This window comes from Nesterenkonia natronophila (assembly GCF_003595215.1).
Lineage (GTDB): Bacteria > Actinomycetota > Actinomycetes > Actinomycetales > Micrococcaceae > Nesterenkonia > Nesterenkonia natronophila.
Genome location: NZ_QYZP01000002.1, coordinates 647,113 through 669,611 on the forward strand (window position 1 = coordinate 647,113; position 22,499 = coordinate 669,611).

A 22,499-nucleotide genomic window follows, 5' to 3' on the forward strand; every position below is an offset into this window, starting at 1 on the left:
CCACCAGGCAGATGGGGCCGCCACGGTCCCTGGCCGCGGAATCGGCTGAGGGCCCGCCGCCCCCCATCCGAAAACTGTTGCGGGGATGCACCAGGTCCTGCAGCCGAGTACTGGGACGAGTCCGTCGAAGACCTCGAACTTGGGGAAGAGTTCGAAGAGGACGACGCCGCTCCCGGGATGTGCTCAGCTGTGGGACTTTCTGCTTTCCCTGTGCGGACGATCCCCGTCTGGAGACACTGTGGCCGCCCTCAACACCACCCCCAACAATGCCGTGGATTTTGACACTGATGTAGCCGCTGAGCTGGCACGCAAGTCCTATGTGCTAGACACCTCAGTCCTGCTCTCAGACCCCAAAGCTGCGCTTCGCTTCGCTGAGCATGAAGTGATCATCCCGATCGTGGTGATCTCTGAGCTGGAGAAGAAACGCCATGATTCGGAGCTCGGCTACTACGCCCGTTCTGCTCTGCGACTGTTGGATGAACTGCGCGTGAAGCACGGCGCGCTGAACTGCTCCATTCCGCTCAATGAAGAGGGTGGCCACCTGTTGGTGGAGCTTAATCACATCAGTGAAAGCGTTCTTCCCGCTGGGTTCCGGCAGGGGGACAACGACTCCCGAATCCTGGCTGTCGCCAAGAGCTTTGCGGACGAGGGCCGCGACGTCACTTTGGTCTCCAAAGACCTTCCGATGCGTGTGAAGGCCTCCGCCATCGGCTTGGCGGCCGATGAGTACCGCAACGAATGGGTCACCGACTCTGGCTGGACAGGGGTGGCGCAGATCAGTGCCACGGAGGAGCAGGTGGGGGAGCTCTACAACGGTGAGCGTATTGAGCTCGACGCCGCGGACGAGCTGCCTGCCAATGCGGGCTTGGTGATCCAGTCCAGCAGTGGCTCCGCACTCGGACGAGTCAAGGTCGACGCCACCAGCCGGAAGTATGTCCAGGTGGTGCGTGGGGACAGGGACGTCTTCGGGCTCCACGGTCGTTCCGCTGAGCAGCGACTTGCCATCGATATGCTCTGCGACCGGGAGATCGGGATCGTCTCGATGGGCGGTCGAGCCGGTACTGGGAAGTCAGCGTTGGCCCTGTGCGCGGGACTGGAAGCAGTTCTGGAGCGCAGGGAGCACAAGAAGATCATCGTCTTCCGGCCCCTCTACGCCGTTGGCGGTCAGGAATTGGGATACTTGCCAGGCTCCGAGTCGGAAAAGATGAACCCTTGGGGACAGGCTGTGTACGACACTCTCGGCGCGCTCGTCAGTGAGAACGTCCTTGAGGAGGTCATGAGCCGGGGTCTGTTGGAGGTGCTGCCACTGACCCACATCCGCGGACGTTCGCTCCATGATGCCTGGGTCATTGTGGATGAGGCCCAGTCCCTGGAGAAGAATGTCCTACTCACTGTGATGTCCCGTATGGGGCAGAACTCCAAGATTGTTCTCACCCACGACGTCGCTCAGCGGGACAATCTTCGGGTAGGACGTCATGACGGTGTGGCGGCAGTGGTGGAGATACTCAAAGGCAATTCGCTCTTCGGCCACATCACGCTGACTCGATCGGAACGCAGTCGGATCGCGGCCCTGGTCACCGAGCTGTTGGAGGAGAATTAGTACTCAATCTGCTGGCTTTCGCGGGTTGGTCGGGCGCGCTGGGAACGTGCCTCTTTGGTGAAGAAGAACGCCACTGCGACTCCCGCCGCAGCACCAGCCAGGTGGCCGGTCCAGGAGACACCCGGGGTGAAGGGGAGCATCCCGAGCAGCATAGTGATCCCGTAGACGAATGCGACAAAGAGTCCGAACAACATGGCCAAGAAGCGACGGGCCAGGATTGCGTACGTCACGATGAAGGCCGCGAAGCCGTATATCACTGTGGAAGCGCCGATGTGATTGACAACGCAGCCAGTGCCCTCAGGTGCGTGACATACCCAGGGTGTGCCGATAATCCACAGGACTGCCCCGGAGAGCAGCCACAGGCTCACCATCACCGTGGTAAACCGTCGGGTCAGCAGTGAGGTCATGCCACCAAGCACCAGCCACGACATAGTGTTGCCGATGAGGTGTCCTAGACCACCATGCAGCAGCGGCATGAATAGTATGCCGATCAGGCCGCTCAGGTCCCGGGCCTCCAGGGCAAGGGTGCGATTGAACCAGTTGCCCAGGAGTATCGACACCACAAACAGCGCCCACATGACCAGAAGCGGCAGGATCACTGGTACCAATGTTCGTCTGAGGGCAGTCACGAAATCGTCGCCGAGCGAGCGTGCGGAATCCTGGGAGGCCATACCCCTATGGTACGGATTCGGCGAGAACTGTGGCCCCTGGCCCAGCCCTGAGCCCACCCTGACGTTAGGATGAGCACATGAGTGATGCTTCCACTGAGAATGAATACCGTATTGAGCGCGACACGATGGGCGAGGTCAAGGTCCCCGCGCAAGCTCTCTACCGCGCCCAGACCCAACGTGCGGTCGAGAACTTCCCCATCTCCGGCCGTACCCTGGAGCCTGCCCACATTGAGGCTCTTGCCCGGGTCAAAAAGGCAGCAGCACAGGCCAACGCTGAAGTTGGTGTGTTGGATGCCGAGCTGGCTGAGGCGATCGTGACCGCGGCCGATCAGGTGGCCTCAGGGGAGTTGAATGAGCACTTCCCGATAGATGTTTTCCAAACCGGCTCCGGCACCAGCTCCAACATGAACACCAACGAGGTCCTGGCCACCTTGGCCAACCGGTATTTGTCAGAGAAGGGCTCGGACAAGGAAGTCCACCCCAACGACCACGTGAACGCCTCCCAGTCCTCGAATGACGTGTTCCCCACCAGCGTGCACGTCGCGGCCACCTCTGCGCTGATCAACGACCTCAAGCCTGCCCTGGCGCACCTGGCAGAAGCACTGGAGGAGAAGGCCGGGGAATTCTCCGAGGTCGTGAAGTCCGGAAGAACCCACCTGATGGACGCAACACCGGTGACCTTGGGTCAAGAGTTCTCAGGATACGCAGCGCAGGTTCGGTACGGGATCGAGCGTATCGACTCTTCACTGCCTCGGGTGGCGGAAGTGCCCCTCGGCGGCACCGCGGTCGGCACCGGGATCAACACCCCGCTGGGCTTTGCGGAAAAGGCCATAGCGAACCTGGCCAAGGACACGGGACTTCCACTGACTGAGGCCCGGGACCATTTCGAGGCCCAAGCCAACCGGGATGGTCTCGTGGAGGCCTCCGGTCAGCTTCGCAACATTGCCTACTCACTGATGAAGATCAACAACGATCTTCGTTGGATGGGTTCCGGCCCCAACACAGGTTTGGGCGAACTGGCCATCCCCGATCTGCAGCCGGGATCTTCGATCATGCCGGGCAAGGTCAACCCGGTGATCTGTGAGTCGGCAATCCAGGTCTGTGCCCAGGTGGTTGGCAACGACGCCACTGTGGCACTGAGCAGCACCAACGGTGCCTTCGAGCTCAACGTGGGCATACCTGTGATGGCCGCCAACCTGCTCGAATCGATCCGCCTGCTGTCGAATACCTCTCGGGTCATGGCTGACAAGATGATCAGTGGGCTTACCGCCAACGAGGACAGGTGCGCTTTTCTGGCAGGGGCCTCACCGTCAGTGGTCACTCCGCTGAACAAGCACATCGGTTACGAGGCGGCGGCAGACATCGCTAAGCACGCAGTGAAGAACAAGCTCACGGTGCGAGACGCAGTCGTTGAACTCGGTTACCTCGATCGCGGGGACCTGACCGAGGAGCAGCTCGACAAAGCATTGGATGTCATGTCGATGACCCATCCGGGCTGAAGATCGGAATCGGCAACTTCACGTCCCCGCCAGGTGACAAACTTGGTGGGGACGTGCGCTCATTCCTAAGGTAGGACGAGCTCAGTCAGGCTTCTCAGCTCTTGCGTCGTCCACCTCACCTGGTGTAGCGAGCAGATCCAGGGCCAGTTGACGCATTCGGACCTTCCGCACCTTTCCTGTGACTGTGGTGGGAAACTCATCTACGAGCCTCACATACCGGGGTATTTTGAAGTGAGCCAACACGCCTAGGCAAAAGTCTCGCAGGTCATGGGAGGTCAACCTAGGGGCACCCTCGCGAAGCCTCACCCATGCCATGAGCTCTTCCCCATACGTTTCGTCCGGAACCCCAATGACTTGAGCATCAATAATGTCGGGATGGGTGTAAAGGAACTCTTCAATCTCCCGCGGGTAGATGTTCTCGCCGCCGCGGATCACCATGTCCTTAATGCGACCGGTGACTCTGACGTACCCTTGCGCGTCCATTCGGCCCAGATCGCCGGTGTGCATCCACATGTCAGAGTCGATGGCCTCGGCAGTCTTCTCGGGGTTCTCCCAATACTCCCTCATGACCAGATAGCCCCGAGTACACAGTTCGCCGGCAGCACCTACCGGAAGGGTCTCTCCAGTTCCGGGGTCCACAACCTTGACCTCCGCATGGGGTCCCACACGCCCCACTGTTCCGACCCGCAGATCCAGATTATCCTCAGGGCGGGTCTGCAGAGAGACTGGTGAAGTCTCGGTCATGCCGTAACAGATGGTCACCTCGGACATATTCATTTTATCGATGACCTGGCGCATGATCTCTTCTGGACAGGGAGATCCGGCCATGATTCCGGTGCGAAGGGTGCTGAGGTCGAAACTGGCGAAATTCTCGAGACCCAACTCAGCGATAAACATCGTCGGCACACCGTAGAGGCTGGTGCAGCGTTCCTCTTCGACCGTGCGCAGCGTGGCCACAGGATCAAAGGAGGGAGCAGGGATGACCATTGTCGAGCCATGGGTGATGGCAGCAAGATTTCCCATGACCATGCCGAAGCAGTGGTAGAAGGGCACCGGGATGCAGATCCGGTCAACTTCCGTGTAGCGGTTGACCTCACCCACGAAGAAGCCGTTGTTGAGAATATTACGGTGGGTCAGCGTGGCACCCTTGGGGAAGCCGGTGGTTCCGGAGGTGTACTGAATATTGATGGGGTCGTTGTTCTCCAGCCCGGCCGCAATCTCATCAAGCAGCTGGTCATCGGCCTCAGGCGCAATCAACTCATCCCAGCTGGGGCATCCCATGATGGCCTTGACACTGAAGTCTCCCAGCTCCTGTTCTGCAGCTTCAAGCATGCCCGGATAGTCCTGGTTCTTGAAACTTCCCGAGGAAACCACTGCGGTCATCCCGGACTGTTTGATCACATAGTTGAGCTCATGCTGGCGGTAGGAGGGGTTGATGTTGACCAGTATGGCGCCGAGTTCCGCCGTGGCGAACTGAGTTAAAGTCCATTCCCAGCTGTTAGGCCCCCAGACGCCTACCCGGTCTCCCTTACGGACTCCGAATCGGTGCAGTCCTCTGGCAAGGCGGCGGACATCTCGCTGGAACTCCGCGTAGCTCCAGCGCCGCCCAGCGTGAGCGTCCACCATGGCCTCCCGCTCGCGGAACTGCTCAGCAGTCAGCCGCAGCGCCTGACTGATCGTGGTCTCCAGCAGTGGAGCATCAGTGGGCCCAGTGTCATGGGCCACCGTCAACCGGCCACCACCCGATCCGGGGGCACTCGCCGGGCCAACACTCAACGTAGATCTCCTTAAGGGTCCGAAACGGTTTGAGTTACTAACACTTAACTCAAACTAACACCGTGTGAACTCGCTCACAATAAAATGCGAAGTTTCCGAGTCTTGGGGCGTGATGCGCATGGTTGTCACTCAGTGCACCGGGCCCCAGGGGAGAGTGGCTTTTCACCACAGTCGCCGGAGATTCGGCAGTTGATGGCGGCCTGAGCCATTGCCGCCAGCGTGGGAGCGCTTTCGGCTACTTCCTCGCGGGTGGGTGGACGCCGGTAGGAGTGCTTCATAGAGTGCGCAGTTGAGTTGATGAGCCCGAAAACTCCATGAATTCGAGTGCGCAGCTCGATCCGGCCTATGTCTGCATGCAGCCCTTGGAGCACCGCACCCCAAATGTCGATGTACTCCCTCTGCATCTGCCGCACGGCAGCCCGGTCGGCGTCCACCAACTGGGACATCTCCTGTTCCTGGACGCGGATGATCTCCGGGGACTCCAGGGCGAAGTGCACGTGAAACTCGATGAGCTTCTCGACCTGTTCGTGCACGTCTGGGCAAGTATCGCGGATTCGCCGCCCACCCTCCAGCAGCGTGTAGCTGCTGTCGAGGAGTAGCCGACCCAATAAGTCTTGCTTTCCCTTGAAGTGCCGGTAGATGGCCTGCCCGGAGACCCCAACCGCGCTTCCGATGTCATCCAGCGCCACAGACGCATAGCCATGTGTCCCGAAAAGTCGGCCCGCAGCCTCCAGGAGGTCCCGATAGCGCTGCTCCTTTTCGGTCTGGCGTCGAGTCTTCTGCTGGACTCCGCTGCTGTCACTCGCCATGCTGGACAAACGTGATCACCGCCACTAGGTTAGATTTCGGTTAGTCAACATTAACTCAAAGGGGTTACCGGCGAGCTTGATAGGGAGGATACCCAAGGTGGAGGCACTCCTCAGCAAAGCGGATCCGCAGTCATCGCTCTTTGCGTCGAACTCAGAGACTAACCGGCAGCTCGTCACGGAGCTCAATGACCACCTGTACCGGGCTTCGCTCGGTGGCCCCGAGAAGTCACGGCAAAGGCACATGGACCGTGGAAGGCTGCTGCCTCGTGACCGGGTAAACCGACTGCTGGACGCAGGAAGCCCATTCCTGGAGGTCGGCGCCCTCGCCGCTCACGGCATGTACGACGACGCCGCCCCAGCTGCTGGAATCATCACGGGAATTGGACTGGTCCATGGCCGGCAGGTAATGGTCGTCTGCAATGACTCCACTGTCAAGGGCGGGACCTACTTTCCGATCACCGTGAAGAAACATCTGCGCGCCCAGGAGATCGCTGAGGAGAACCATCTGCCCTGTGTGTACCTGGTGGACTCCGGGGGAGCCTTCCTGCCCATGCAGGACGACGTCTTTCCAGACCGAGATCACTTCGGTCGGATCTTCTACAACCAGTCCAACCTCTCAGCAAAGAAGATCCCACAGATTGCCGCTGTCCTGGGGTCATGCACTGCAGGGGGGGCCTATGTGCCGGCCATGAGCGATGAATCGGTGATTGTGCGCAACCAAGGCACGATCTTCTTGGGCGGTCCGCCCCTGGTCAAGGCTGCTACGGGCGAGGTGGTGACAGCGGAGGAGCTTGGCGGAGCGCGAGTGCACACATCCGAATCCGGCGTGGCGGATCATATCGCAGAGAACGACGATCACGCTCTGCAGATCGTCCGGGACATCGTAGAGACTTTGCCTCGGCCCCGCTTCCGCGCATGGGAGGTGAACACCCCTGTAGGCCCACGGTTCCAGGCTGATGAGCTCTACGGAATCATTCCCACCGATGTGAACCAACCCCTCGAAGTCCGTGAGGTGATCGCTCGGTTGGTGGATGACAGCGCATTCCACGAGTTCAAGCGCGACTATGGCACCACCCTGGTCACCGGATTTGCCCACATCGACGGACACCCGGTGGGGATCGTCGCCAATAACGGGATCCTGTTCTCCGAATCCTCGCTCAAAGGCGCACACTTCATTGAGCTCTGCGACCAGCGCGGCATCCCCCTGCTGTTCCTGCAGAACATCTCCGGATTCATGGTGGGCCGTGACTATGAGGCCGGAGGCATCGCTAAGAACGGGGCGAAGATGGTGACGGCCGTGGCCACCACGCGTGTTCCGAAGATTACTGTCATCATCGGCGGATCCTTCGGTGCGGGTAATTACTCGATGTGTGGCCGGGCGTACTCACCGCGGTTCCTGTTCATGTGGCCTAACGCGCGCGTATCCGTGATGGGAGGCACGCAGGCAGCATCAGTGCTCGCCACTGTGAAGCGGGACCAGCTCGAGGCGGCCGGTCAGCAATGGCCAGCTGAGGAAGAAGCGGCGTTCAAGACACCGATACGGGACACCTATGAGGCTCAGGGCCAGCCCTATTACTCCACAGCAAGATTATGGGACGACGGCGTCATAGACCCGGCAGATACCCGAAGGGTGTTGGCCATGGCTCTGGGCACCTGTGCCCTCACCCCCATGCCTGAGACCGGTTTCGGTCTCTTCCGGATGTAGGGAGAACCATGTTCAGCACTGTCCTCGTCGCGAACCGCGGCGAGATCGCATGCAGAGTGATCACAACCCTGAAAAGGTTGGGCATCACCGCTGTGGCGATCTTCTCTGAGGCCGATGCCGAGGCCAAGCATGTGGCTCTCGCCGACCGCGCGGTGTGCGTGGGTCCAGCTGCGGCGGCAGAGTCCTACCTCAACATCGACGCTGTCATTGAGGCGGCACGTGAGACCGGTGCGGATGCCATCCACCCCGGTTACGGATTTCTCTCCGAGAACGTACGCTTTGCCCGAGCTTGCGCGGCGGCGGACATCACTTTCATTGGTCCCGGGGATCGTGCCTTGGAGATCATGGGCGACAAAATCCGCTCCAAGAACCACGTCGCCGAGGCTGGGGTGCCCCTGATCCAGGGGATCAGTGAGCCCGGGCTCACCGATGAGCAGCTCATCACTGCAGGAACAGCACTGACCTTCCCTGTCCTGATCAAGCCTTCCGCCGGGGGTGGCGGCAAAGGAATGCATGCGGTGGAGCAGGCTCAGGATCTGCCGGACGCATTGGCAACAGCCCGCCGTGTGGCTGCGGCGAGCTTCGGAGACGACACTCTGTTCATTGAACAGCTCATTCGTTCCCCCCGGCACATTGAGGTCCAGGTCTTAGCAGACAGCCACGGCAACGTTGTTCATCTGGGCGAGCGCGAATGCTCACTTCAGCGCCGCCATCAGAAGATCATTGAGGAAGCCCCTTCCCCTCTGCTTGATGAGCCGACTCGAGACCGGATCGGCCAGGCTGCAGTCGACACGGCCCGCAGCGTGGCCTACGTTGGGGCGGGCACTGTGGAGTTCCTGGTCTCCGATGATGAGCCCGAGAAGTTCTACTTCATGGAGATGAACACACGCCTACAGGTGGAGCACCCGGTTACTGAGGAGGTCACCGGAGTCGACCTGGTGGAGCAGCAAATAAGGATCGCCGCTGGGGAATCCCTGGCTCTGCGGCAGGAAGATATCGCCCTCACCGGGCATTCCGTGGAGGCGCGCATCTATGCCGAAGATCCTGAAGCCGGATTCATGCCCAGCACCGGAGAGATTCTCGGACTCACCGAACCCGGTGGTGAAGGCGTCCGCGTGGACTCAGGGCTGGTGCTCGGGCTGACCGTGGGCACGGAATACGACCCCATGCTTGCCAAAGTCATCGCGACCGGCGCTGACCGTCAGCAGGCACTCTCCCGTTTGCACTCCGCCCTCGGCGGCACGGTCATCCACGGAGTGACCACAAACACTCAGTACCTTCAGCAGCTGACCGCAGACCCTGATGTGCGGGAAGGACGCTTGGACACCACCATGATTGAGCGGAAACTGCCGAGTCTGCAATTTCCCGGCCCGGAGCGAGACCATGCGGTTGCCGCCGCGTTGTTTGCCGCACCTACGAGGTCCTTCGCGAGCCCTGAAGCCAAGGCTGCCGGTCCCAGAGGATGGCAGTGCGACGGCTGGCGGTCCAATGCCCACTATGCCCCCACCATCCAGGTGTTGTGGGAGCGACCCGGGGGTGCGGAGGAGGTGTTCGACGTCGTCGTAGACGGTGATGCAGACCTGCGGCACGACGAAAATGTGGGCTCCTACCTGCTGCGCACATCCCGGACGACCTCCAAGGTGCACCTCAGCGCCGGCGCCAACACCCGGCACGGAACACAGGTATGGGTCACAGCCGAAAGTTTCACCGGAATGTTGACCGTGCTGGACCACCAGGCCCAGACCCACCGTCAGCTGAGACTGATCGAGGCTGAATTCGTCGAAGCCGTGCCGGAAGTCAGATCACCTATGCCCGGCACTGTGGTCTCCCTGGCTGCCAGCTCTGGAGACCACGTGTCAGCTGGGGCGCGATTGATCACTGTCGAGGCGATGAAGATGGAGCATCCCCTGTCAGCACCGCTGGAAGGCAGTGTGCGTATACACGTCAGAGAAGGCGAGACCGTCCGGCTAGGACAGGTCCTGGCCACAGTAGAAGCCGATCCGTCCCCTGATAGCAAGGACATGTGAAATGACGCAGTTGTTGTCCGAAGACCACCAGGCCCTCGCCGAATCAGTGCGAGACTTCGCTGAACAGGTTATAGCACCGGTCTCGGCCAAGCATGACGCCGAGCACAGCTTCCCCTATGAGGTGATTGCCCACATGGGGAGCATGGGACTGTTTGGGCTTCCTTTCCCGGAGGAGTACGGAGGCGAGGGAGGCGACTACCTGGCCCTGTGCCTGGCCCTGGAAGAAATCGCGAAGGTCGACCAGTCAGTGGCAATCACCCTAGAGGCCGGCGTTGGGCTCGGGGCGATGCCGATCTTCAAATACGGCTCCGAGGATCAGAAGGAGACATGGCTGCCGGACCTCCTCACGGGCAAACGATTGGCTGGATTCGGGCTCACGGAGGCTGATGCCGGCTCTGATGCATCTGGCACCAAGACCACTGCCGCACTGCACGACGGCGAGTGGACAATCGACGGAACCAAAGAGTTCATCACCAATTCGGGCACAGATATTACCTCCCTGGTGACCGTCACTGCGGTCACGGGCACTTCTGAGGCCAGCGACGGCACAGTCAAGAAGGAGATCTCCACCATCATAGTTCCAGCTGGAACGGCCGGATTCGCTGTCGGTACCGGATATGACAAAGTCGGGTGGAATGCCTCGGACACCCATCCGCTGTCCTTCACCAACTGCCAGGTCCCAGAAGAAAACCTGTTGGGCCAACGTGGCCGCGGCTACGCGAACTTCCTCGGAATCCTCGATGAGGGGCGCATCGCCATCGCAGCACTGGCCACCGGTGCTGCTCAAGGCTGCGTGGATCAGGCAGTTCGATACGCAAATGAGCGCAAGACCTTTGGCTCGCCGATTAGCGCCTACCAGGGAATCTCCTTCAAGATCGCCCGGATGCAGGCCCGGGCCCACACCGCCCGCTTGGCCTACTACGAGGCGGCCCATCGGATGGCTGCAGGAAAGCCTTTCAAGACCGAGGCGTCAATTGCCAAGCTCGTGGCAGGGGAGGCCGCCATGGACAACGCTCGGGACGCCACCCAGATATTCGGAGGTTATGGATTCATCAACGAGTACACCGTGGCGCGTCACTACCGAGACTCCAAGATTCTCGAGGTGGGTGAGGGCACCACCGAAGTCCAGCTGATGCTCATCGCCCGATCATTGGGACTGTCCTGATATGAGCACCATCCAGCAGCGGGGACTGTACTTCGACGAGCTCGAAGTCGGCACCGTGTTCAAACACGCCCCAGGGCGCACTGTCACCGAAGCAGACAACGTCTTCTTCACCACTCTGACGATGAACACGCAGTCATTGCACCTTGATGCGCACTGGTCGGCAGGGCAGCCGTTCGGCCGTCCTCTGGTGAACTCAATGTTCACTTTGGCGACCCTGGTGGGGTCCTCAGTGGCCCAGCTGACCCAGGGCACGATCGTGGCGAATCTCGGTTTTGACACGGTGAGCTTCCCGCACCCGCTCTACCCGGGAGACACGCTCTACTCAGAGTCCGAGATTCTGCACAAACGCTCCTCATCGTCGCGGTCCGGCCAAGGTATCGTCACCATCAGACATACAGGGCGCAATCAGGACGGCACCGTGGTGGCCGAATGCACCCGTCAGGTGATGATGTGGATGAAGGAGCATCATGAACAGAAATGACCCAGCGGCGTTTGCCCTTGGCCCGGCATTACTGTTCTGCCCGGCAGGCCGCCCCGACCGATTCGCAAAAGCCGCCGAAAGGTCCGACGCGGTCATATTGGACCTTGAGGATGCAGTGGCGCCGGCAGACAAAGAGCGGGCCCGCCGAGTAATGACGGATCACCTGAGCGGAATTGATTCCCACACGGCCTCACGCACTGTTGTGCGGATCAACCCCGCAGGAACTGCTGAGTTCGACGCCGATGTGCAGGTGCTCGCAGGCTACCAGCCCGAGCACATCATGCTCGCCAAGACCCAAAGCGCCGAAGACGTCCAAGCTGTGCACAGAAGATTCCCAGACGCTCAGGTGATAGCCCTGTGTGAGACGGCCGGTGGAGCTGCCGCGGCTCATGAGATCGCCGGTCACCCTGCCACATCGGCCATCATGTGGGGTGCTGAGGATCTGGTGGTGTCCATCGGGGGAACATCGTCTCGCCACCCTGACGGCACCTACCGGGATATCGCTCGTCATGTCCGAAGTGCGATCCTGCTTGCTGCCGCCGCGTGCGGGAAGGCGGCGGTGGATGCCATCTACGCCGACATTTCAGACACCGCTGGGCTTTCGGCAGAAGCCGCTGACGCTGTGGGCAGCGGCTTCGCCGCGAAGGCCTGTATTCATCCCAGTCAAGTCGATCCCATACGCCAGGCGTACCGCCCCACTGCGGAAGAGGCTGAATACGCTCATGCCCTGCTGGACGAAGCCGCACATCACAGCGGCGCATTTCAGTTCCGTGGGGGCATGATCGACACCCCGCTGCTTCGCCACGCCGAACGTATCGCCCAACGTGCGCTCGCAGGCTAAGCGTCGAATGTGGTCGGGGCGCCGGAGTTGAGTGCCGCCGCAATACGCTGCCGGTGATGCCGCGTGAAGGGCTCCGGAAGTGCCTCGGAGGAGAACCACCCCACCTGGGTCGACTCATCGTCGGCTACCTGGGGCGCACCGGAGACGTACTCCATCTCGAAACAGATGTCAGTGAATCGGCACCGGTCGCCGTTCGGATATATGACCAACCCGTGGTCGGAAACACTGGCCACCCTTACGGGACGGGCGACGACTCCTGTCTCCTCCGCGACCTCGCGGACGGCCGCGGTCGCCGGTCCCTCTCCGGGCTCCATAATTCCTGAGGTGGCACCCCAGTCCCCGTTGTCAGCGCGTTTGACCAGCAGCACCTCAGGTGCCGAGGGCATGGCCGCCGCATCGTCAGCCCGTCGGATCACTACAGCTGTCACGGCTGGCAGAAGGAGCTCCTTCTTTCCGATGTCTCTGCGCAGGTCCTGTATGAATTCCGGCGTCGGCATGGTCTCCACCTTAGCGGCGAAGTAGGGTAATGCGTGTGAAACTTCTTGTGACCGGAGGTGCTGGGTACATAGGGGCTGTGGTGGTCCAACGGCTCCTGCAGGACGGTCACTGCGTCGAGGTGCTGGACAACTTCTCGACCGGCCATGAGGATGTGGAGCTGCCTGGGGCCGTGTGGCACAGAGGTGACATCAGCGACGCAGGAGAAGTGCTTGACTCCAGCTTCAACGGTGTGGTGCATTTGGCAGCCAAGTCTTTGGTCGGGGAGTCAGTCGAACATCCGGAACGGTACTGGCACGGGAACATTGTTGCCTCACTGCGCCTGATCGACGCCATGCGGGAGGTTGGAGTACCACGTATGGTCTTCTCCTCCACCGCTGCGGTTTACGGGGAGCCCCAAGTGGACAAGATCACCGAGGACGTGCCGCCCACTCCCACCAACCCGTACGGTGCGTCCAAATTAGCGATCGACCAGATGCTCACTGCGGAGGCGAAGGCTCATGGGTTGGCGGCGGTGAGTTTGCGGTACTTCAATGTGGCCGGAGCCTCGGGTGCTCTCAGCGAACGCCACGATCCCGAAACCCACCTGATTCCCAATCTGCTCCGGGTCGCCATGGGGGAAAGACCGGAGGCGAAGATATTCGGCACCGACTATCCCACCCGGGATGGCACGGCCATTCGTGATTACATCCATGTTGTAGACCTCGCCGATGCACACGTCCGAGCTTTGCATGCCGCCACAGGTGGCGAGCACGCTGTCTATAACCTCGGTACCGGCATCGGAACCTCAGTGCGGGAAATCATTGATGCCGTGCGCGATGTCACTGGGTGCGAGGTGCCTACCTCGGAGGCCCCCCGCAGGGCCGGCGATCCAGCCGTGCTCGTGGCCTCCGGTGATCTCGCAGCGGCAGAACTGGGATGGCATCCGCAGCGCAATGCCCGTCAGATGGTGAAAGACGCTTGGAACGCTCTGCAGCAGTTCAGCTGAGCATCAGAGCTGCAGCGCTGCCGAGGATGAGGAACGGACCGAAAGCGATCTTGGTCGACGAACTCACCTGCTGAGTCACCAAGAGCCCGACGGAAACCAGTCCGCCGAGGAGGAAGCTCAACGCTACGCCCACTGCGAAGACCTCCCAGCCGAAGAAGCCCGTGTAGAGCCCCAGCACCACGGCCAGCTTCACATCTCCCATTCCGATGGCCGGTGGGTGGATCACAGTCACGGCGAGAAACAGCGTCCCCCATGCCAGCCCCGCAGCAACAGCACGGCCCAAGCTCGCCGCGTCGCTCAGTAGGAACGTCACTAGGACCAACAGCCCGACGGTGAAACCAGACCAGGGATAAACAATGCGGTTCGGCAGGCGGTGCTGCTGAGCATCGATGATCGCCAGCGCCGTGCCGCAAACTGCGAAGCTGAGACCAGCGACGACGAGCAGCAGTCCTGCCACCAGTTGCGCCGGGCTTCCGGCGGTGAGAAGTTCGCCGATGTAGGACACCACCGGTCTAGAGATCCCCCAACTGCGAGACAACATCGGTCCGGCCTTCGGCGAGTCGGTACGTCAGTCCGACAACGGCGGTACGGCCGTCACTGACGGCCTCATGGAGCACTCGTGAGTGGTCGATCATTCGCAGAGCGGTCTGTTTTACATGCTCCTCTACCGCCCCGTTGACTGATGTGGTTCCTGAGCGCTGTGCCGTGAGCACCGAGGGAAAGATCCGTTCCACCAGATTCCGGACGTAGCCGGTGGGCAGAGTCCCGCTATCGACTGCCTCCCATGTGGCAGAGACCGCTCCGCAGGAGTCGTGTCCCAGCACCACAATGAGCGGCACGTGCAGCACATCTACGCTGAACTCCAGCGATCCCATCACCGCGTCGTCGATGACCTGTCCCGCAGTGCGCACCACAAACACGTCGCCGAGTCCCACGTCGAAGATGATCTCAGCGGCCAATCGAGAGTCTGAACAGCCGAAGATCACCGCCATAGGGTGCTGAGCATCGGTCAGCGACGAGCGGCGGGCGGCGTTCTGATTGGGGTGGTGAACATCCCCGGTGACGAAGCGCGCATTCCCCGCTTTGAGAAGCTTCCATGCAGCTGCGGGTGTGGGTTGTTCCGCCGCTGGATCACTCATCGGTCTCCTGGGCGTCGTCGGTCTCGGGTATCTCTCTCCCTATGGCGCCAACGATGGCGTCAATACCAGCCTCGCGCTCACTGTCCTGCGCGTCGGTGGTGATCACCACTGTGGTGCCGTCAACGTCGTTCTCTTCATCCTCCAGCACAAAGTAGCGCCGATCTCCCTCTTCCCGGGTCTCCAGAGTCAGTCCCTCCACCGTCACCGAGCCGGTGGCCGGTGCCATTTCAGTCTCGGCGTTGATCCAGGCGGGGTTGGCGTTGTCCGTCTGCGCGAAGCCCAGGAAATTGACCTCTGCGGTCGTGTAACCGACTTCCCACACATCAACTCCCTGCTCAGCTCGGGTCTCCCAACGGGCGTAGTTTGCCGTCCAACCCTCGGGCACATCCGCAGCGATGGGGGAGTAGTCAGTTACGTCATCTGTCCAGGCGGCAGCCTCGTGCACGTCTTCGTCACGGCTGTAGGTGACATCCGGTTCAGGATTAGCGAACCAGAAGACGGCCAATATTCCAGAGAGCACGACCATGGTGAGGACCATGCCCATCATGGGGGTGCGCAGGCGCTGGGCCTGAGCCGGGGTGATCTGTACTGGGCGCTCATCATTCACGTTCACCATTCTCTCATTAGGAAGACCAGAGGCAGCCGATATGCTGGAGGGCAGCCGGACATAGACGTCGGGCGCATTCGGAGATCTGGAAGGTGGACCACAGTGACCGCAAAGACTGACGCCCGGCAGGACGAAGACTTCTCGCATCTGAACCCGCGACTTGCTGTGGGCGATGACGAGCCGGACCGCAACCTGGCCTTGGAGCTGGTGCGTGTCACCGAGGCCGCGGCCATCGCCGGCGGCGCCTGGGTCGGCAAAGGTGACAAGAACGGTGCTGACGGCGCGGCCGTCGACGCTATGCGTTCCCTTTTGGATACCGTGAATCTCAACGGTGTCGTGGTTATCGGAGAGGGGGAGAAGGACGAGGCGCCCATGCTCTTCAACGGTGAGCATGTGGGCAACGGCTCCGGTCCTGAGGCCGATGTGGCAGTGGATCCCATCGACGGTACCCGGTTGACTGCTCTGGGTTATGACAATGCGCTGGCGGTGCTGGCCGTCTCTGAACGTGGGTCCATGCTGGACCCCTCCGCCGTTTTCTACATGGATAAGCTCGTGACCGGGCCCGAGGCTGCTGACATGGTGGATCTCAGACTGCCCGTCAAGCAGAACCTGCACCTGATTGCGAAGGCCACGGGGAAGAGCGTGGATCAGCTCAACGTGTGCGTGCTTGACAGGCCGCGACACTCCAAGCTGGTCGACGAGATTCGCGAAGCGGGGGCCAGAACGCGATTCATCATGGACGGCGACGTGGCCGGGGGGATCGCCGCAGCCCGTCCAGACACTGGGGTTGACGTCCTGATGGGGACCGGCGGTACGCCAGAGGGGATCGTGACCGCTTGCGCCATTCGTGCGGTGGGCGGAGTCATCCAGGGCAGATTGGCACCTAAGGATGATGAGGAGAAGCAGCGGGCCCTCGATGCAGGCCATGATGTCGACCAAATCCTCAGCACCAATGACTTGGTGAAGTCGGACAACTGCTACTTTGCTGCCACCGGCATCACCGATGGGGACCTGCTGCGCGGAGTGCGCTACGAGGGTGACCGGGTGACCACCCAGTCCATAGTCATGCGCGCCCGATCAGGAACGGTACGGATTGTGCAGGCAGAACACCGCCGTCGCAAGTGGCAGTCCTATACCCGCTAAAAATTATCGTCCCAGGTCAGCGCGCTATTCGCTCTGTTTGCACAACTTATTGCCAACATGAGCGTCTAGGCACTGCTCCATCATGGCCTCAACGGCAGGGCGCGTAACCTCCGGGTGGGTGCTCCAGAGTTGGCTGTAGCGATTTAGTGTCACTGTGGCCGACTGGTGCCCCAGTTGGCGCTAAACGGTTACCAAATCCGTCCCGGCTGCTATGAGACCTGAGGCGAAGAAATGGCGCAGATCATGTACCCGGTACGGGCCGACACCGGCAGCCTTCAGAGACTCTTTCCACGGGGGATCGTAGGTGTGGTGTGGTGGCGGGTTGCGACGATGTCGCGATGGAAGCGTACCGCGCTTGGCTACGATGTAGCCGTTGGAGATAGCCCCATTCACGGATTTGCCTAGCCTCGTTGCGCAGCATGGCGTTGAGGGTATCCACTCGGCGCCGGGCCAGCCCGGCGATATGGCCTGCTCATGCCGCTTCCCCTCGACGATTGTCTGGCCGCAAGAGACCCGCGAGGGTCCATGCTTGATCCGCGTCACGACACCCTTGCCTAAGAGGCAGAGAGAAGAGTACGTTCAGTAATGAGAACTCCAGATGTGCCTGGTGCCTCAAGCGGAGTAGGGGGATACCGTGCAAGAGCCAGCTGCCTTCGAACCAGCACAGGAACGCACACGCGGAATTGTTGAAGGCATTTTCGACAAAGAAGGTGCGCCTGCTTCAAGTCAGCAGGTCTTAGACATGCTTGCCGGCATGGGTCACATGTTGGAAGCCCGCGGAGTAGACCTCGGGGTTTGCCGTAAAGAGAATCCTCATGCCAAGTTGCGTTTCGTCCAATCATCGGCCGGTCTCCAGATCTGCTGCACACACGCCCCTCCTCACTGTTCCGAGATGTAACAGGTGACATTTTCCGTCGTCGGGACGCCTGTCCGCTCCCTTCTGATAGCGCTGGGGAGCCTATTCCTCGCTTACGGATACTTCGCCAAAGGTCGTTGGCTCGCTGTGGCCGTGATCATTGCGCTCCTCCTGGTAGGCACTGGGTTCGTCTTGGATTGGGTCGGTCGGCGACGCCTGAAAGCAAGTTCCCCGAACCCCAAGGCTGCATACACCCTCATGCAGGGATGGGTCCTGGTACCCTCCGGTTTAGCTGCCGTTGCGTCTGCGCTTGTGATCGTCGTCGCTGTGCAACTTGCTGCTCCCGACGGTGTCACCAGTGAGACCAAAGAGCTGATCGGTGCATTGTCTGCTGGAGTAACGGCATTTCTTACCACCATGTGGATCGATCCCTCAGAGGACGTCGATTCTGCAATTGCAGACAGGGTGCAGAAGGTCACCTATGAGACGTTTGTGAGTCGGGCAGGGGCAGCCGACAGCCGGTTGTCCCAGGTCATCAACGCCGGCGAATTCGTGGATGAACTTCGCAACAGCAAGGATAATGTCGGATATTTGGCTGATTGGAGCAGGAAAAACCGTATACAACGAGCTGAAGTCATTAAGCAGGAGTTACACGATGCGTAGCCCGTAATGCCCCAAGCGTCGGACAACTTAGGTTCGTTGCCATCCCCGCCAGCCACACGCGTGCCGTCGTCGCCTCTAGCCCCATCAATACTTGGAGCCAGCCTAAGGTTCAACCCTGCAGTAGGTCTGTGCACGGAACCGAGCCATGCTGGGGTGCGCGATGGCTTTCCGATGGTGCTGTGGTTTCGGGAACACCCTCCGTGGGTCCATGGACTCGAGCATCTTAGCTTGCCTGAACGAGGCTGTTCCTTCACGAGAACCACCAGGTCCCTAGGCTGGTGTGTGTGCAGGGTTGAAGCACTGTCGAAAACCCAACATATCCCCAACATGGAGGGTGTGTGAGACCGTACCTTGCAGCTGTAAGTCGTAAGAAGAAACCCCCAAAAAATTCGCGGAAGCAGCTATTAGTCGCATATCGCCACAACCCTTGAGGACGTAGCAGTCCTATACCCGTTAGGCAGCATCGCCCCGTGTCAGGACGGGGCACCATCGTCACTCAACGGTCCACATGGGAGCGTCGGGTCTGTGGGGCGTTGCAGAAAAGAATTATCGCTGATTGGTGTGGTATTGCAACTAACGCGCGTGCCCCAACGGTAATGTGAAGTGAGACTGTACACGCACACGTCGAGTCTGCTAGTCCAACACTGCGATTAGAGAGAGCATCTTGGAAAGCTGATTAACTAGAAATGGAGATATATTGTCCTCAGAATATTATCGAATCTTCATTACTGACTTTGATATAAGTAGTGTCAGCGGTTGGGTGGATGGAACCTCAAACTCGACGACCCCAGCTACCACGGGGCAATCACCAGAGACTTTGGCCGCCTTCGTTGAACGCTCAGACTACGTAATTTCCAGGTTCAAAATTGGAGCATGCTCTCCGGGGCGGGTCGGGCCAAGTGCATCGGAAAATAAGAACCTGATTACGGATCCTGGTACCATCAGCGAGCGCATTACGAGAATGCGACAACTCGGTGTTGACGCCGTTCATTTGGCTACGCCCAGCCCCCTCAGTGAGGAGCCGTTTGAACTAGAGTCCGCGTTGCCCCTGTTGGAAGAACAGGACCTCGCCTTCTTCGGTGTTGGGCAAACTCTTCACGAGGCTGTAGAGCCTTTGCGCGTCCGTATGCCGGCTTCCGTGGGTGGAGGCGAATTGGCTTTTCATTGCCTTCATCACCGCGGTCGAGGCGCCTCGGCGCGCAATTCGTCACTCATAGCGCGACAAGATCGCCCGGGTCTTGCCCCCCTGAGTACCAGCGAGATTCCACGACCACGACAAACGAACCAGGTCACGGACGCGCTGCACATTGCCATGCCCTCATGGCGTACTCGCTCTGCCTGGCATAACAGACTGCAGTACTCCCTTGCACAGCAGATGTTAAACAAGGACTTCGACCTCATCCTGGGTTCTCACAATCAGCGTATGCAGGAGGTCGAACGCCACAGAGGACGCTGGGTGGTCTACGGTCTCGGAGATTCATCCCTCCTCGCAAACAACGATTCAAAGTCCTCCAGGGACATCGCAGACGCGTTGCCATTCACCATGTGGGCGATCCTGGAAATTCGGGATAGCCGTGGGCTGCGGAATGTCAGCCTGAAGCTCTACCCGATGCGGTCGCAAACCTCGGCTCCGAACCACGATGCAGTGACAGGTCCCGTGTCAGAAGAGGAGTTCGAGGATGTTGTGGAGAAGTTGTCTCAACGCCCGATACGCCGCTGGCGTCTTGACAACCCGGGAATGACGAGAGGTGCTGACGAGTTAGGCCACCACCTCAGACTTAACCTGGGGGAATGGCCACCTGGGAGGCGTCCCTCACGATTGAGCGCAACTCCTGCTGGAGACCCAAACGAGTGGCCCCTCAAGAGTCCCGGAACGGCTCTCGAGGACGCCGCGATCCGCTTCAACAGGCCCTCAGGCGCGATGACGCTCCCCCTGGGAGCAGAAGCAGCGGGCGCCGAAGTTCGATGGTTAACGGAATCAACTTCCGTAATCACTGCTGGCGCCAAGTGTTTCCTGACCAATGGGCCCACGGCACACGAGAGCGATCTCGGGTCGACTATTGTTGCCGATAAGGCGCTCACCGCTCAACTCCTCGAAGGCCGGGGGGTATCAACGCCGCAGACCAAAGTCGTCCACTCCAGTGAAGAAGCGGTGGAGGCAGCCAGGACCATGGCAGGCTCCGTCGTATTGAAACCCAAAGGCGGCAACCAGGGGCGGGGAGTTTCAACCGACCTTCTTTCGGATGCGGACGTACGCCTCGGGTTCGAGTTCGCGCGCCGGTACGGCGATGCCGTGATCGTTCAAGAACATATTGTGGTCGGTAAAGAAATGCGGGTAATGGCCTCTCCCGACCAGGTTGTAGCCGTGAACGAGCGTGTCTTCCCGCATGTTGTTGGAGACGGCTCATCTACTATCCAAGAGCTTATTCAGGATAAGAATGTTCAGCGGGCCCGAAATACCATTTTTAAGCGGGGTGCGATCCCAATGGATGAGGTCACACGACGCTTCCTCCAGCGTCAGGGGATCACTTTGAACGATGTCCCGCCGTTGGGTCACACCGTGACAGTGCGAAATGTCGGCGGCAATAGCATGGGTGCTGACATTCGACAGGACCTCGACAACGCCAGCGATGATGTCAAGGCAACTGCGCGCGAAGCAATCGCCGCGATCCCCGGCTTGGTTTGGGGCGGTGTAGACATCATCACCGACTTGAGGACAGGGAAAGCATTCGTCATCGAGATCAACACTAACGCGGGGTTTCTTTCTGCGGCGTTCCCCACCTATGGTCAGCCTAGGGACGTCACTCAGGACATATACCAGCTTCGATTCGCAGACACTGTTGCTGGCCCGCCCGCAGAGTCACCCATCCAGATGCCGTGCGCTGCAAGGGCCATCGCCCCGCTAACCGCCCAATGTGGTGGAGATCAGGAAAACTGGACAGCAGGCGAGCTCATCCACGAATACTTCGAAAACCAGGGTCAGCTGGTTGAGCGCCTCACCGACCGGGTCAGCATAGTCGAGTCAGCTCTGGGCGTGCGTACTTGGGTAACCGCCGGGGGGCGCACGTCAGCTGATCGCTACGTGATTCGGAGGGTAGTGAAGAACCCCCCCCTGATAATGGGCCTCCTCGAGGATCATGCCGTACCTGTTGTCAGGTCCCGACTAATCACCTCGATTAAGAGCTTGGCCCGATTCATGGGGGGACGCACTAAGCAAGTCTCCGTCTTGTCGAGTAGATCAGCCTGGGACGGGGACGGCGTTCAGGTTCTCAACGATCACGAAGTTCTCAGTCTTTCTGTTCTTCCTCATCGATACACATGGGTCCAGGCTCGGCCGTCCGGTCGGCGACTGAGGGTTTTGGCTACGCCCGACAAAGCTTGGCTCGTCACCGAGCGGCGGCTCCGTCAGGCTCTCAGCACCGCTGAGGTTGAGGCAGTCAGTCGGGTAGCAGTGCGTGCCGTCCGCGCGGTTCCAGAGTTGCGGTGGGGCGCGGTCGACGTAGTCCTTCGCCGTCGAAGGCTCACAGAGGGCCGTCCCGACCCTGTACTAGTAGAAGGCGTGATGCTCAACCCGCGCTATTCCCAAGACGACCACGTCCTAGCGGGCAGTTTCGACGAGTTCTGCCGTCTGGTCTTCCAGTAGCGTTGGGTCACTGCATCTTCGAGGGGACCGTCGCACAGGGGCGTGTGGCTCGGTTCCTCTCCTGTAGCAAGGCGCAGGTTGTGCCGGTAACAACTGGCGCGGGTGCACCACACCAGTCACTGAACGTCATGGTCGGGAGGCGCGGCCCTGTAACGATGGACCGCATCCACCGAAGCGACGCCGGTGACGGCAGCAAGGGCACTGCGAACGGAGTCTGCTGAAGCGTGCGGCACAGTGGTGCCTCCGGTGACTTGGCCAAGGTTGCGGAGGACCCCGCTGGTGCGGAATCCGAGAGATTCAAGGTTGCTGACCACGTCGTCGATGTGTTGAAGGTATTGGTGGGCGACAGTGACGACCCACTCCTGCTCCGTCATGATCGGAAGCACCTCCA

At 60.3% G+C, this 22,499-nt stretch carries 19 protein-coding genes; 11 read left to right on the top strand and 8 right to left on the bottom strand.

Going from position 1 to position 22,499, the window contains the following annotated elements; all coding sequences use genetic code 11:
* The first annotated feature begins 271 nt into the window (after positions 1-271).
* Positions 272-1,600: an RNA 5'-3' helicase PhoH2 gene (gene phoH2, locus D3250_RS08145; RefSeq protein WP_225973249.1), complete on the top strand. Its 1,329-nt coding sequence runs from the start codon at positions 272-274 to the stop codon at positions 1,598-1,600.
* On the opposite strand, the gene D3250_RS08150 is transcribed toward phoH2, so the two are convergent.
* Positions 1,597-2,271 (bottom strand): rhomboid family intramembrane serine protease, encoded by a 675-nt coding sequence (locus D3250_RS08150; protein WP_119902836.1) that lies wholly within the window; start codon positions 2,269-2,271, stop codon positions 1,597-1,599. The genes phoH2 and D3250_RS08150 overlap by 4 nt on opposite strands.
* A gap of 77 nt (positions 2,272-2,348) precedes the next feature.
* Between D3250_RS08150 and D3250_RS08155 the strand changes: the two genes are divergently transcribed.
* Positions 2,349-3,770 carry a class II fumarate hydratase gene (locus D3250_RS08155; protein ID WP_119902837.1) on the top strand — a complete coding sequence of 474 codons (1,422 nt, stop codon included), beginning with the start codon at positions 2,349-2,351 and terminating at the stop codon, positions 3,768-3,770.
* An 81-nt stretch (positions 3,771-3,851) separates the two neighbouring features.
* On the opposite strand, the gene D3250_RS08160 is transcribed toward D3250_RS08155, so the two are convergent.
* On the bottom strand, positions 3,852-5,546 hold the full coding sequence (locus D3250_RS08160; protein WP_318778946.1) for an AMP-binding protein: 1,695 nt from the start codon (positions 5,544-5,546) through the stop codon (positions 3,852-3,854).
* A gap of 125 nt (positions 5,547-5,671) precedes the next feature.
* Positions 5,672-6,355: a TetR/AcrR family transcriptional regulator gene (locus D3250_RS08165; protein WP_119902839.1), complete on the bottom strand. Its 684-nt coding sequence runs from the start codon at positions 6,353-6,355 to the stop codon at positions 5,672-5,674.
* A 97-nt stretch (positions 6,356-6,452) separates the two neighbouring features.
* Between D3250_RS08165 and D3250_RS08170 the strand changes: the two genes are divergently transcribed.
* From D3250_RS08170 to D3250_RS08190, 5 genes are read left to right on the top strand one after another with little or no spacing between them, the layout of a single operon-like run.
* A complete protein-coding gene (locus D3250_RS08170) occupies positions 6,453-8,060 on the top strand; it encodes a carboxyl transferase domain-containing protein (RefSeq protein WP_225973224.1) in 1,608 nt (535 codons plus the stop codon).
* A gap of 8 nt (positions 8,061-8,068) precedes the next feature.
* Positions 8,069-10,087 (top strand): acetyl/propionyl/methylcrotonyl-CoA carboxylase subunit alpha, encoded by a 2,019-nt coding sequence (locus D3250_RS08175; RefSeq protein ID WP_119902840.1) that lies wholly within the window; start codon positions 8,069-8,071, stop codon positions 10,085-10,087.
* A 1-nt stretch (position 10,088) separates the two neighbouring features.
* Positions 10,089-11,252 (top strand): acyl-CoA dehydrogenase family protein, encoded by a 1,164-nt coding sequence (locus tag D3250_RS08180; protein WP_119902841.1) that lies wholly within the window; start codon positions 10,089-10,091, stop codon positions 11,250-11,252.
* Position 11,253: 1 nt separating this feature from the next.
* A complete protein-coding gene (locus tag D3250_RS08185) occupies positions 11,254-11,733 on the top strand; it encodes a MaoC family dehydratase (protein WP_119902842.1) in 480 nt (159 codons plus the stop codon).
* Positions 11,720-12,574 carry an HpcH/HpaI aldolase/citrate lyase family protein gene (locus D3250_RS08190; RefSeq protein WP_119902843.1) on the top strand — a complete coding sequence of 285 codons (855 nt, stop codon included), beginning with the start codon at positions 11,720-11,722 and terminating at the stop codon, positions 12,572-12,574. The genes D3250_RS08185 and D3250_RS08190 overlap by 14 nt, the downstream gene beginning before the upstream one ends.
* Here D3250_RS08190 and D3250_RS08195 read toward each other — a convergent pair.
* Positions 12,571-13,071: an NUDIX hydrolase gene (locus tag D3250_RS08195; protein ID WP_119902844.1), complete on the bottom strand. Its 501-nt coding sequence runs from the start codon at positions 13,069-13,071 to the stop codon at positions 12,571-12,573. The two genes, D3250_RS08190 and D3250_RS08195, sit on opposite strands and share 4 nt — an antisense overlap.
* Positions 13,072-13,106: 35 nt before the next feature.
* Here D3250_RS08195 and galE point away from each other — a divergent pair, with 35 nt between their 5' ends.
* Positions 13,107-14,057, top strand: coding sequence for a UDP-glucose 4-epimerase GalE (galE, locus tag D3250_RS08200; RefSeq protein ID WP_192892579.1), 951 nt, complete (start codon positions 13,107-13,109; stop codon positions 14,055-14,057).
* Here the strand turns inward: galE and D3250_RS08205 are convergent.
* From D3250_RS08205 to D3250_RS08215, 3 genes are read right to left on the bottom strand one after another with little or no spacing between them, the layout of a single operon-like run.
* Positions 14,050-14,565 (bottom strand): prepilin peptidase, encoded by a 516-nt coding sequence (locus D3250_RS08205; RefSeq protein WP_158583107.1) that lies wholly within the window; start codon positions 14,563-14,565, stop codon positions 14,050-14,052. The genes galE and D3250_RS08205 overlap by 8 nt on opposite strands.
* A gap of 4 nt (positions 14,566-14,569) precedes the next feature.
* Positions 14,570-15,196, bottom strand: coding sequence for a carbonic anhydrase (locus D3250_RS08210; RefSeq protein WP_119902847.1), 627 nt, complete (start codon positions 15,194-15,196; stop codon positions 14,570-14,572).
* Positions 15,189-15,803, bottom strand: coding sequence for a DUF4245 domain-containing protein (locus D3250_RS08215; RefSeq protein WP_158583108.1), 615 nt, complete (start codon positions 15,801-15,803; stop codon positions 15,189-15,191). The genes D3250_RS08210 and D3250_RS08215 overlap by 8 nt, the downstream gene beginning before the upstream one ends.
* A gap of 102 nt (positions 15,804-15,905) precedes the next feature.
* On the opposite strand from D3250_RS08215, the gene glpX reads away from it, so the two are divergent.
* The 3 genes from glpX to D3250_RS08235 all read left to right on the top strand — a co-directional run bounded on the left by glpX (position 15,906) and on the right by D3250_RS08235 (position 22,108).
* Complete coding sequence (gene glpX, locus D3250_RS08220; RefSeq protein WP_119902848.1) at positions 15,906-16,946, top strand: class II fructose-bisphosphatase; 1,041 nt, start codon at positions 15,906-15,908, stop codon at positions 16,944-16,946.
* Positions 16,947-17,847: 901 nt separating this feature from the next.
* Positions 17,848-18,465 (top strand): hypothetical protein, encoded by a 618-nt coding sequence (locus D3250_RS08230; protein WP_119902850.1) that lies wholly within the window; start codon positions 17,848-17,850, stop codon positions 18,463-18,465.
* Positions 18,466-19,426: 961 nt separating this feature from the next.
* The gene (locus D3250_RS08235; protein ID WP_119902851.1) at positions 19,427-22,108 is read left to right on the top strand and encodes a CapA family protein; all 2,682 of its coding nucleotides are present in this window, start codon (positions 19,427-19,429) and stop codon (positions 22,106-22,108) included.
* A gap of 116 nt (positions 22,109-22,224) precedes the next feature.
* Here D3250_RS08235 and D3250_RS08240 read toward each other — a convergent pair whose 3' ends face one another.
* Positions 22,225-22,482 (bottom strand): hypothetical protein, encoded by a 258-nt coding sequence (locus tag D3250_RS08240; protein ID WP_147383507.1) that lies wholly within the window; start codon positions 22,480-22,482, stop codon positions 22,225-22,227.
* Positions 22,483-22,499 lie beyond the last annotated feature (17 nt).